Here is a 12364-nt window from a genome sequence, read left to right on the forward strand (position 1 = left end):
TGCAGGTCCCGTTTTTCCTGATATGGCCAACGCTGCGAGAGCTCATGTTGAAGCGCTATTTGCCCATTCTTGCCTGGCTACCCCACTATCATCGGCGCCTGCTGGGGGCCGACCTCATGGCGGGCCTGATCGTGACGGTCATGGTGATTCCCCAGTCGCTGGCATACGCTCTGCTGGCCGGGCTGCCTGCCGTGGTAGGGCTTTACGCCAGTCTACTGCCCCAACTGCTCTACACCCTGCTGGGCACTAGCCGGACCCTGGCGGTGGGCCCTGTGGCCATCATCGCGCTGATGACGGGGGCGGCACTCTCGTCGGTGGCCGCTCCCGGTAGCGCCGAATACCTGCAAGCCGCACTGGTGCTGTCGCTGCTCTCGGGCATGATTCTGCTGGTCATGGGCAGCCTGAAAATGGGGCTTTTCAGCAACTTCCTGAGCCACCCGGTCATCTCTGGCTTCCTGACGGCTTCCGGCATTCTGATTGCGGTGAGCCAGCTGGGCGGCCTATTGGGAATTGCCAGCAGCGGCTTTACGCTCGTCGAACGGCTCATGACGCTGCTGCCCAACCTGCCTGACATCAATCCCTACACAGCAACCATTGGCGTGGGGACGCTGCTGTTTCTGGTGGCGCTGCGCCGCTACGGCAAACGCTCGTTGATCTGGCTAGGCGTGCCTGCATCCCTGGCTGACCTGCTGACCAAGGCAGGCCCGGTATTTGCCGTGCTGATCACGACGCTGGTCACTTGGCACTGGCAGCTGGCCTATCAGGGTGTGGCGGTGGTGGGTACGATTCCCAGCGGTTTGCCCGCGTTCAGCCTGCCCTGGGGGGATGCCTCGCTCTGGCGGGCACTATTGGTTCCTGCCCTCTTGATCAGTCTGGTGGGGTTTGTGGAGTCGGTCTCCATGGGCCAGATGCTGGCCGCCAAACGCCGCCAGCGTATCTCGCCCAATCAGGAGTTGATCGGCCTGGGTGCCGCCAATCTGGCGGCAGGTTTCACCAGTGGCATGCCGGTCACCGGCGGGCTCTCGCGCACCGTGATCAACTACGATGCCGGGGCACAGACCCCGGCCGCAGGGGCCTTTGCCGCCCTGGGCATTGGGCTGGTGACGCTGGCGTTCACCGGCTGGCTCTATTACCTGCCCATCGCCACCCTGGCGGCCACCATCACGGTCTCCATCCTGACGCTGGTGGACATGCCCATGCTGCGCCAGACCTGGCGCTACTCCCGCAGTGACTTTGCCGCCATGGCGGTCACGATTCTGCTGACCCTGGTCGAAGGCATCGAGGCCGGTATCATTGGCGGCGTCACGCTCTCCATCGCGCTTTTTCTCTATCGCACCAGCCGCCCCCACAGCGCGCTGGTAGGCCGGGTGCCCGACACCGAACATTTTCGCAATACCGAGCGCCATGATGTCGAAACCGCTCCAAATGCAGCGCTGCTGCGCATCGATGAGAGCCTCTACTTCGCCAACGCCCGCTACCTCGAAGATACCGTCTACAACCTGGTGGCCAGCCGACCCGAGCTGGAACACGTGGTACTGATCTGTTCGGCCGTCAATTTGATCGACGCCTCTGCCCTGGAAAGCCTGGATGCCATCAACGCACGGCTGAAGGATTCCGAAGTGAAGCTGCACCTTGCCGAGGTCAAGGGGCCGGTGATGGACCAACTGAAAAAGAGCGACTTTCTCGAAGCGCTGTCTGGCCGGGTATTTTTGAGCACCTATGCTGCCTGGCGTGAATTCTCCCCATAACCCAATCTTCCAAGCCATTGAAAATCAATTGAAAAGCCGAGCCATTGCTCGGCTTTTTGCGTTTAGCAATCGGCTTTTTTGGGTACTTCATCAAACGGCGTTGACAGCCTCCACCGGCTTACCTACTATCACCTGACCACTCAGCAGAATCAAATACCGCATAGCAAAACACAATGTAGCAAAGCGTAACAACCTGATAGCGACCATCACAACCACAATAAAGGAGCATGAAAATGCATCCATTTGCTCACCGCCTGCTCATCGCCGCCCTGCCGCTTTCTCTACTGGGTGCGGCCGTCAGCCACGCCAGCGAAGTAGAACTGCCGCGCACCATGGCGTGGACGGCCTACGGCACCAACTCCAGCGGCTACGCCCAGGCCGTTGCCATCGGCAACATGCTGCAGAACCATTACGGCTCTTCGGTGCGCATACTGCCCGGCGACAACGACGTTTCCCGCATGACGCCCCTGAAACAAGGGCGTGTCGACCTGTGCGCCTGCGGTATCGCCAGCTACTATGGCGCCGAAGGGGTCATGATGTTCGCTGATCGCGACTGGGGCCCACAGCCGCTGCGCGTGATCACCACGTCTACCGCGTCGTTCGGCCTGTCATTGGCCGTGGCCGGCGACCTGGGCGTTGAAACCCCTGCGGACCTGGCCGGCAAGCGCATTGCCTACGTTCGTGGTGACGATGCCTTGAATAAAGGCACCGAGGCGTATCTGGCCTTCGGTGGGCTCACCTGGGACGATGTCGAGCGCGTCGACTATCCGGGCTACGGGCGCTCCTTCGACGGCATCATCGCCGGGGATGTGGATGCCTCCTTCACGACGACCGTGACGCCCCCTGCGCAGCAGCTGGCCAGCAGCCCCAGAGGCATCAGCTGGCCGGTACTCGACCCAAACGATGAAGCAGGCTGGGAACGCATGGCGGCAGTTGCCCCCTATTTTCAGCCCCATGAAGTCACTGCAGGCGCGGGCGGCATCAGCGCCGATAACCCGGTCCCCAGCGCCAGCTACCCTTATCCCATCGTCGTGGCCAATCAGGACCTGGATGACAAGGTCGCCTATGGTTTGATTCGAGCCATGAATGACCATTACGACGATTACAAGGACAACGCGCCGGGAGCCGTGGGCTACGCGCTGGAGTACCAGGATCTACAGTGGGTGGTGCCGTTCCACGACGCGGTGGTGGAGTACTACAAGGAAATCGACGTATGGACCGATGACATGCAGGCTCATCAGGATCAGCTGGTCGAGCGGCAAAATGTCCTGCTGCAAGCCTGGGAGGCGTTCATGGCAGACGCACCCAGCGACTCGGACGCGTTCACTACCGAGTGGATGGCGGCCCGCGCCTCGGCATTGACCGACGCCGGATTCGAGCCGATTTTCGAGTAACTCGCCTCGGGGCGGCGCTCGCCGCCCCAGCTGATTGATGGAACGCACTATGACCACCGATACCGCGCCTGCCAATGCCCCGCAGGTCAAAGAAAAGATCAGCCAAATCCGCGAACTGCCACCCGCGCTTCGCTGGGTGCCCGCCGCCGTCACCGTGCTGCTGATGATGATGACGCTGGATTACCTGTTCAACTGGGGCTGGCTCACCTTCGTGACCGGGCTCGAGACCCAGTTCTATTACGCAGTGGTGGCACTGCTGCTGCCGCTGGTCTTTCTGCTATGGCCCATGCTCAGCCGTCAGCAGGACCAGCCCATCCCCTGGTACGACTACCTGCTCAGCGCCGTCACTTTGCTGATTGGCGGCTACTTCGTCTATAACGCGGTGTCTATTCTCGAGCGCGGCTGGGCGTTTTCGGCCCCGGACATCGCCATTTACGCCAGCTACACTTACTGGATTCTCATCATCGAAGCTGCCCGCCGGGCGGGCGGCCTGCCGATTGCCATCATTGCCGGGCTGTTCTCTCTTTACCCCTTGGTGGCGGATATCGTGCCGGGCCCGATTCAAGCGTTTCCGTCCAGCCTGTCTGAAACGGCCATGTACCATACCATGAGCACCGAAAGCATCATGGGGGTGCCACTGCAGGCCTTTGCCGGGCTGGTCATCGGTTTTCTGGTGTTTGGCGTCGTGCTGCAAAAAAGCGGCGGCGGCAAGTTTTTCATCAATCTGGCCTTTGCACTGCTGGGCCATGTGCGCGGCGGCCCTGCCAAGGTATCGATTTTCTCCAGCGGGCTGATGGGCTCCATGAGCGGCAGCGTGATCAGCAACGTCCTGACCACCGGGGTGCTGTCGATCCCCGCCATGCGCCGCATCGGCATGAGCCGTTCGTTCGCTGGCGGCGTCGAAGCCTGTGCATCCACCGGGGGCGTGCTGATGCCGCCGGTCATGGGCGCCACCGCCTTCGTCATGGCCATGTTCCTGGACGTGCCCTACTCCACCATTGCGCTGGCCGCCGTCATTCCGTCGATTCTTTACTTTCTGGGGCTGTTCATCCAGATCGACGCTTACGCTGCCCGCCATGATGTCAAGGGGTTGCCTGCGGCAGAGCTGCCGTCGGTCTGGCAAACCCTCAAGGAGGGCTGGTACTTCATCTTCGTCTTTGGCCTGCTGGTGTGGATGCTGCTGGTCATGCAGCGCGAAGCGGTGGCACCGTTCTACGCAACCGCCCTGCTGCTGGTACTCAACCAGCTTTCCCGCCAGAACCGCTGGGGATGGAAGGATGTTGCCGACACGCTATCTTCGGCCGCCAAGCTGTTTGCCGAACTCATCGCCATTCTGGCAGGGGTGGGCATGCTGGTGGGCGCGCTCTCCATGACCGGCCTTTCAGGCACCATTGCCAACGACTTCATCAACATCGCCGGGGGCAGCGTACCGCTGCTGCTGATCATGGGGGCGGTCACCAGCTTCGTGCTGGGCATTGGCATGACCGTGACCGCAGCCTACATCTTCCTGGCCGTGGCGCTGGCCCCGGCGCTGATTCAAGGCGGCGGCCTGGACCCCATGGCAGTGCACATGTTCATTCTCTACTGGGGCATGCTGAGCTTCATCACGCCCCCCGTGGCGCTGGGAGCTTTTGCCGCCGCCACGGTGGCGGGCGCCCGCCCCATGGAGACCGGCCTGCAGGCCATGCGCCTGGGCAGCGTGATCTACTTCATTCCCTTCCTGTTCGTCCTCAATCCGGCGCTGATCATGCAGGGCGAGCCACTGGTGATCGTCGCCGTATTCATTCAGGCCATCATCGGCATCATCCTGTTCGCATCGGCCATGCAGGGCTATCTGATGGGCGTCGGGCGGCTGGGATACGGCATGCTGCAAGAGGCAGTCATTCGTGGTCTGGTGCTGGTAGCGGGCCTGCTGCTGGCGCTCCCCGGGGGCGGCATGGTTCCGCTGAGCCAGTGGGAGTTGATTGGCCTGGCCGCGGCAGCACTATTGCCAGGGGTTGCCCTTGCGCGGCTTAGCCAGCGCCACCACCAGCGTTCGCTGACGGCCAACGCTTGATACCCACCACGAGGAGATATCATGAACACAAGAACAACGCTTACCCTCGCCCTCAGTAGCGTCACCGCTGGCCTGCTGGCAGCGGGCAGCGCCAGCGCCATGCCCAGCACCTTGAACTGGACGGCGTATGGCACGGGCACCAGCGGCCACGCCCAGATCATGGCGATCAGCCAGCTGCTTCAGGAGGAGCATGGCACTCAGTCCCGGGTCATTCCCGGTGAAAACGACACCATGCGCATGACGCCGCTCAAAACCGGCCGCGTGGATCTGTGTGCCTGCGGCATTGCCAGCTACTACGGCTCGGAAGGCGTCATGATGTTTGCCGGACCGGACTGGGGGCCTCAGCCCATTCGCGTCATTTCCACCGCCATGGCCAGCTTCGGGCTGGGCATGGCGGTAGCTGGCGATGTGGAGATCGACTCCATCGCCGACCTCAAGGGCAAGCGGCTAGCCTACCTGCGTGGCGACGATGCCCTGAACAAGGCCGCCGAAGCCTATCTGGCATTTGCCGGGCTGACCTGGGATGACGTGCAGCGTGTCGATTTCCCCGGTTACAACGCCGCCTTCGACGGCATCATCAGCGGCCGTGCCGATGCGGCGATTACCACCACGGTCACTCCGGCGGCCCAGCGCTTGGCGGCTAGCCCACGCGGCTTGCAGTGGCCAGCGCTACCCACGGACGATGACGCAGGCTGGGCACGCATGCTGGAGGTAGCCCCCTACTTTCAGCCCCACGACGTGACCTCTGGCGCGGGTATCGATGCCGAGCAGCCGCTGGCCAGCGCCAGCTACCCCTACCCGATCATGGTGAGTAACGCCGACCTGGCACCGGAAACCGTTACCGGGCTGATCACCACGCTGGTGGAGTCCTTTGACGACTACAAGGACAACGCCCCCGGTGCCAGCGGCTATGCGCTGGAAAACCAGAACCTGACCTGGGTGGTGCCCTTCCACGATGCCGTGGTGGCTTACTACCAACAGACCGGCGTGTGGAACGATGCCATGGAGGCCCATCAGAACGCCCTGGTAGCGCGGCAACAGCTGTTGATGGAGACCTGGGAAGCGTATCAAGCCGATGCCCCCGGAGACGAAACGGCGTTCATCGACGGCTGGATGCAGGTGCGTCGCACCGCGCTGGAAGAGGCTGGGTTGAAACCAGTGTTCTAGGCTCTGTCTGAAAAGACGGCGAGCTGCGGTGGGCCACTTTACGCTGACGTGGCGGGTGTCCCATGCGCACCTTATCGCCAGGCCTACCTCGACAAGCCTGCCCCACGCCGCGCTTCATATTTCGCCTCATCTTTTACCCAAGGCCGCCACTGTGCGGCCTTTTATTCAAAGCCATAAATTCCGCAATGCAAAACAATGTTTTGAATTATTGACTCCAACGGCGTCTTTCGCCATGATCGATGTATATTCCAAATAACAATGCTTAGTTTCATATAGCGAAACACGGGAGCCATCATGAGTGTTCACTACCAGCGGCATGGCGAGGTGGGTGTCATCAGTATCGCCAACCCACCGGTCAACGCCTTGAGCCAGGCCGTGCGGCGCGGTTTGCTCGACGCGCTGCAAGCAGGCATCGCCGACCAGCAGGCCCAGGCGCTGGTGGTCATGGCCGAGGGGCGCACGTTCATCGCCGGGGCAGATATCCGCGAATTTGGCAAATCGCCCCAGGCGCCGCTTCTGCCAGACGTGATTAGCCAACTGGAAGCATGCCCCAAACCGCTGGTGGCATCGCTGCACGGCACGGCGCTGGGGGGTGGCATGGAAGTCGCGCTGGGCTGTCACTATCGCGTGGCGCTGGCAAGCACTCGGGTTGGCCTGCCAGAAGTGAAGCTCGGCCTGCTGCCCGGCGCAGGCGGCACCCAACGTCTACCCCGGCTGACGGGTGTGGCAAATGCGCTGGACATCATCACCAGCGGGCGCTTCGTGGAGGCCACGGAAGCCCATGCCATCGGAATCCTCGATGCCATCAGCGACGCCGCAACGCCGCTGGAAGCCGGGCTTACCGCTGCACGGGCAGTGCTGGCGGGAGAGCAGACAACGCGTATTACCGGGCAGCTCCCCGCACCCGACGCCGACCCTCAGGTCATGGCTGCCATGCGGGCGCAGCTCGAAAGCAGCGTCCCGGAGCTGTTTTCGCCATTTCGCATCGTCGAAGCCATCGATGCCTGCACCCAGGCGGCATCGCTGGAAGAGGGCCTGCGCCAGGAGCGGGCACTGTTTCTGGCCTGCATGGACTCCCCACAACGGGCAGGACTGATCCACCTCTTTTTTGCCGCCCGAAACCCTCACCTGGTGCCCGGCGTAGAGAACGCGGCCCTCTTCACCCAGCTAGCGCTGATCGGTGAACACCCGCTGTTCGACACGCTGCAGCAGGCCGCCCAGCGGGCGGGGATAACGCTGACACCCACAGCAGACGCCAACACCGAACTGTGCCTGCTGGCGCCCGGCGTGGATGCCAGCACCTGCCCCGGCCAAGCCGTCACGCTAGCGCTGCGGCCACTTACTGCCCCCATCAGCGCAGCCATTGACGCAGCCATTGACAAAGACATTGACGAACACATTGACACAGACCTGCCCTCGGCCTCCTTGAGCCTGGTGCTGGCTGAGCATGGCGCCTTCCATGAACTGGTCAATCACCACGCCAGCGCGCTGGACCAGCAGCGGGCGGCGTTAACCCTCAAGGCATTGCGGGCCAGTGTGGTCGTGACGCGCTCCCCTGGCGTGCTGAGTACCCTGCATGACGCCGCCGCGCAAGCGCCTGCCCAGGGCACCCAAACGGCGCTGGAGCAGGCCAGCCTGGACCTGGCCCAGCAGGGAGCCTGCTACCGGGAAAGCGATATCGATCTGCTTTCGGTGGAAGCCCTGGGCTACCCCCGGCATTCAGGCGGGGCTCACCGCCAGGCCACGCTGGCCCAGCCCGCCTCCGACACCTCATCGACCACTGCCAGGAATGCACACTCATGAACCTGACGTTTAGCCCCGAAGAGCAGGCGTTCCGCGAGGAAGTCCGCCAATTTCTCAGCGACTCACTGCCCGAGGACATCCGTGAGCGGGTACGCCTGGGGCGCCATTTGCGCGCCGACGACCACCTGCGCTGGCAGAACATTCTCAGTGAACGGGGGTGGCTCGCCGCCAACTGGCCAGTCGAACACGGTGGCCCGGGCTGGGGGCCGGTGCAGCGGCATATCTTCGATGAAGAGTGCGCCGCCGCCCACGCTCCCACGGTCGTCCCCTTTGGCGTCAACATGGTGGCGCCGGTGATCATGAAGTTCGGCAGTGTCGCGCAGCAGCAACACTACCTGCCGCGCATTCTCGACAATCAGGATTGGTGGTGCCAGGGCTACTCCGAGCCGGGCGCTGGCTCGGACCTGGCCGGATTGTCGACCCGTGCGGTGCGTGACGGTGACCACTATGTGGTCAACGGCCAGAAAACCTGGACCACCCTGGGTCAGCACGCCAACATGATGTTCTGCCTGGTACGCACCGACCCCCAGGCCAAAAAGCAGGCAGGCATCAGCTTTTTATTGATTGATATGCAGACCCCCGGCATTACCGTGCGCCCGATCATCACCCTCGACGGTGCCCATGAAGTCAACGAGGTGTTCCTCGATAACGTGCGCGTACCTGTGGAGAACCGCGTGGGTGACGAGGGCCAGGGCTGGACCTGCGCCAAGTTCCTGCTCACCCACGAGCGCACCGGCATTGCCGGGCTGGGCCACGCCAAGCAGGCGCTGCGCCATTTGAAGTCGCTGGCCTCCCGTATGCAGCATCGCGGCAAGCCGCTGCTGGCGCTGCCCAGCTTTCGCCAACGGGTGGTCAAAGCCGAGCTGGAGCTGATGGCGCTGGAAGTCACCAACCTGCGGGTGATTGCCGCCTCCCGGGAGGGCGGCGTTCCCGGGGCAGAAAGCTCCCTACTGAAAGTACGCGGCTCGGAGCTGCGCCAGGAGCTCAGCGAACTGACCCGCCGTGCGCTGGGGCCTGCCGCGCTGCCGTTCTTTCCCGAGTTTCTCCACGGTGACGACACGTTGGAAGACGACGCCGCCCAGAGCGCTGCTGCGAGCGCTCAGTATTTCAATCGGCGTAAGCTGTCGATTTATGGCGGGGCCAACGAGATTCAAAAGAGCATCGTCGCTAAAACCATTCTAGGCATGTAAGGGGTCACCATGGATTTCGCACTCACCGACGAGCAGCGCATGCTCGAAGAGACACTGACACGCCTGGTGGCCGACCAGGTATCCCCTGAACAACGCCGCGCCCTGCTGGAAGCGCCGTCACACGCCGCCAGCCCCCTGTGGCGCACCTTTGCCGAACTGGGGCTGCTGCATATGCCGTTCAGCGAAGACGTGGGAGGGCTGGGCGGCGACGGCACCGACCTGATGATCATCATGCAGGCACTGGGGCGCGGCCTGGTCCCGGAAGCCTACCTGTTTGGGCTGGTCATGCCGGGGCAACTGCTGGCGCTATGTGGCAGTCCGACACAGCAGGCGCGCTGGCTGGCGCCGCTGCTGGAAGGCGAGCACCAGCTTGCCCTGGCCTGGCAAGAGCACGCCGCCCGCTATGACGCGTTCGATATATCGACCCACGCGCGCCAGCACAACGGCCAGTGGCTGCTCAATGGCCGCAAGGACGTGGTCATGAACCTGGCCAATGCCGCCGCCACGCTGGTCACCGCCCAACTGCCCAATGGCCAGTTAGGCGTGTTCATCGTGCCTGCCGATGCTCAGGGCGTTTCGCAGCGCACTTATCGCACCATGGATGACCAGCCCGCCGGTGACATGATGTTGGACGACGTGTCCCTGCCGCTGGAGCACTGCCTGAGCGAAGACGCCGGTGAGGCACTGGCAGAGGTATTGGCCCTGGGCCGGGCAGCGCTGTGCGCCGACGCCATCGGCGCCATGGAAACCGCCTGCGACCAGACGCTGGCGTACCTGAAAGAGCGCAAGCAGTTTGGCCTGCCGCTGGCCACGTTTCAGGCGCTGCAGCACCGCATGGTGGACATGCACCTGCACCTGGAGCAGTCGCGCTCCATGGCGATTCTTGCCGCCACCAGCCTCTCACTGCCCGCCCAGGAACGGGATGCAAAGCTGGCCGCGGCCAAGGCGTACTGCGGTGAATCAGCGCGTTTCATTGCCGAACAGGCCATTCAGCTGCACGGCGGCATGGGCATGACCGAAGAGTGCTACGTGGCCCACTATGCCAAGCACCTGGTCATGTTCGATCACTACCTGGGCGATAGCGACTTCCACCTTGAAACGCTGAGCGAACAGCTGGACGCCGCCTGAGGAGCCGAATATGAGTCAGCAAGCCACGCCGCTGGTGCGGGTCCACCCAACAGCAGACGGTATTACCCACATCGCCATTGCGCGCCCAGCGGTGCGCAATGCTCTCAACGAGCCCACGGCCCTGGCACTCAACGAAGCCCTTGTCAGGGCGGCGGCAGACTCACAGGTGCGCTGCGTGATTCTCAGCGGCGAAGGCAGCGCCTTCTGCGCCGGTGCCGACCTGGCAGAGTTCGAGAAAGCCACCACACAGCCCGCCAGCGAGCGGCTGGCGACGCTCTTTCTTCCTGCGCTGCGCACCATGATGACCATGGAGAAGCCGGTGATCGCAGCGGTCAGCGGTGCCGCTGCGGGGATTGGCGTCTCCTATGTGCTGGCCAGCGACATGGTGGTCATGGGCCGCTCGGCGTACCTGAAGCTGGCTTTTATCACTATTGGCCTGATTCCTGATGGCGGCGCATGCTGGCATTTGGTGCGCAAGCTGGGTCATGCCCAGGCCTTTGAAATGGCGGCGCTGGCCACCCCCATCGACGCCGAGCGCTGCGTGGCGCTGGGTCTGGTCAATCGAGTGGTGGAGGATGATCAGGTGCTCGCGGAAGCCCGAGGGCTGGCACAGGCGCTGGTGGCGCAATCTCCCCAAGCGCTGGGAGCCACCAAACGCGCCTTGCGACAGGCAGCCAACCTGTCGCTCGACGACACCTTGACGCTGGAAGGCTCGCTGCAGGATGCGTGTAAAGCCACGGAGGATTTTCAAGCGCGCGTGGCCGCCTTTCGTCAGCGCCGTCGCAACTGATCCCGTGCTTGTTGGTAATCCACCCGCAGGGTGGCCACTTCATCGGCCACGCTGTTGAGCGTCGTGATACCGCCCACCCCCTGCCCTGCGCCCCAAATATCCCGCCATGCCTTGGCTTTGCTGCTGCCACCTGACCCATAGCGCATGGCGCTCTTGTCGCCCTCGGGCAGCGCATTCGGGTCCAGCCCGGCCAGCTCGATGCTCTGGCGAAGATAGTTGCCGTGCACGCCGGTAAACAGGTTGGTGTAAACGATATCCCCGGCAGCAGCCTCCAGCACCATCTGCTTATAAGCAGGCTGGGCATTGGCTTCCCGGGTAGCAATGAAGCGCGTGCCCATGTACACCATGTCCACGCCCAGCGCCTGCGCGGCGGCGATCTGCTCGCCTTTGGTAATCGCCCCCGCCAGCACCAGAGGCCCATCGTAGAACTGCCGAACCTCTGCCACGAAGGCAAAGGGGTTGAGCCGCCCCGCATGGCCGCCTGCGCCATGGCACACCAGAATCAGCCCATCCACTCCGGTATCGATGGCTTTTTGGGCGTGCCTGATCGTCGTCACATCGTGAAACACCAGGCCGCCGTAGGCGTGTACCTGCTCGACCACCCGGTTGGGCGCATGCAGGCTGGTGATGATCAGCGGCACCTTGAACTCCGCGCACAGCGCTACATCGTGGTCCAGGCGGTCATTGGTGGGGTGTACGATCTGATTCACCGCAAACGGTGCCGCGGGCTCTTGCGTGTGCTGAGCGTTATAGGCGTCCAGCGTCGCGGTAATCTGCTGAAGCCACTCCCGAAGCACTTCCGCAGGCCTGGCGTTCAGCGCCGGAAACGCGCCAATAATCCCCGCCTGACACTGGGCAATGACCAGCTCAGGACCGGAAACGATGAACATGGGAGAGCCGATGACCGGCAGCGTCATTGAGGCAGTCAGTTGGGTCAGCATAAGCTACTCGCTAATTGTTATTAAAAGCTGGAAGCGAAAAAAGCCCCTTTCGGGGCTTTTTAGAGGAGGTTTACAGCTTGCTCTCCAGCTCCGGCAGGATCTCGAACAGATCCCCCACCAGGCCGTAGTCGGCTACCTGGAAGATCG

Annotated in this window: 9 protein-coding genes and 1 pseudogene; 8 read left to right on the forward strand and 2 right to left on the reverse strand. The window is 62.9% G+C overall.

All coding sequences use genetic code 11. The annotated features are described in order from the left end of the window. Window positions 1-44 precede the first annotated feature (44 nt). The 8 genes from CWI66_RS01335 (at window position 45) to CWI66_RS01370 (ending at window position 11276) form a co-directional block, all read left to right on the forward strand. A complete protein-coding gene (locus tag CWI66_RS01335; protein ID WP_100730714.1) occupies window positions 45-1748 on the forward strand; it encodes a SulP family inorganic anion transporter in 1704 nt (567 codons plus the stop codon). 233 nt (window positions 1749-1981) lie between these two features. Next, window positions 1982-3142 (forward strand): TAXI family TRAP transporter solute-binding subunit, encoded by a 1161-nt coding sequence (locus CWI66_RS01340; protein ID WP_100730715.1) that lies wholly within the window; start codon window positions 1982-1984, stop codon window positions 3140-3142. A 49-nt stretch (window positions 3143-3191) separates the two neighbouring features. Then, window positions 3192-5198, forward strand: a complete 2007-nt coding sequence (locus CWI66_RS01345) for a TRAP transporter permease (protein ID WP_100730716.1) — start codon at window positions 3192-3194, stop codon at window positions 5196-5198. Between the two features lie 21 nt (window positions 5199-5219). Next, a complete protein-coding gene (locus CWI66_RS01350; RefSeq protein WP_100730717.1) occupies window positions 5220-6365 on the forward strand; it encodes a TAXI family TRAP transporter solute-binding subunit in 1146 nt (381 codons plus the stop codon). A 294-nt stretch (window positions 6366-6659) separates the two neighbouring features. Further along, window positions 6660-8168, forward strand: coding sequence for an enoyl-CoA hydratase/isomerase family protein (locus CWI66_RS01355; protein ID WP_100730718.1), 1509 nt, complete (start codon window positions 6660-6662; stop codon window positions 8166-8168). Next, complete coding sequence (locus CWI66_RS01360; protein WP_096922951.1) at window positions 8165-9358, forward strand: acyl-CoA dehydrogenase family protein; 1194 nt, start codon at window positions 8165-8167, stop codon at window positions 9356-9358. Before CWI66_RS01355 ends, CWI66_RS01360 begins: the two co-directional genes overlap by 4 nt. A gap of 9 nt (window positions 9359-9367) precedes the next feature. Then, window positions 9368-10486 (forward strand): acyl-CoA dehydrogenase family protein, encoded by a 1119-nt coding sequence (locus CWI66_RS01365; protein WP_100730719.1) that lies wholly within the window; start codon window positions 9368-9370, stop codon window positions 10484-10486. 10 nt (window positions 10487-10496) lie between these two features. Beyond that, window positions 10497-11276 carry an enoyl-CoA hydratase/isomerase family protein gene (locus CWI66_RS01370; RefSeq protein WP_100730720.1) on the forward strand — a complete coding sequence of 260 codons (780 nt, stop codon included), beginning with the start codon at window positions 10497-10499 and terminating at the stop codon, window positions 11274-11276. Here the strand turns inward: CWI66_RS01370 and CWI66_RS01375 are convergent. Next, on the reverse strand, window positions 11258-12217 hold the full coding sequence (locus CWI66_RS01375) for an NAD(P)H-dependent flavin oxidoreductase (RefSeq protein ID WP_100730721.1): 960 nt from the start codon (window positions 12215-12217) through the stop codon (window positions 11258-11260). The two genes, CWI66_RS01370 and CWI66_RS01375, sit on opposite strands and share 19 nt — an antisense overlap. Window positions 12218-12287: 70 nt before the next feature. After that, window positions 12288-12364, reverse strand: a pseudogene (locus CWI66_RS18275) (FAD-binding protein); the annotation flags it as partial.

This window comes from Halomonas sp. 141, assembly GCF_002810305.1.
Classification (GTDB): Bacteria; Pseudomonadota; Gammaproteobacteria; order Pseudomonadales; family Halomonadaceae; genus Vreelandella; species Vreelandella stevensii.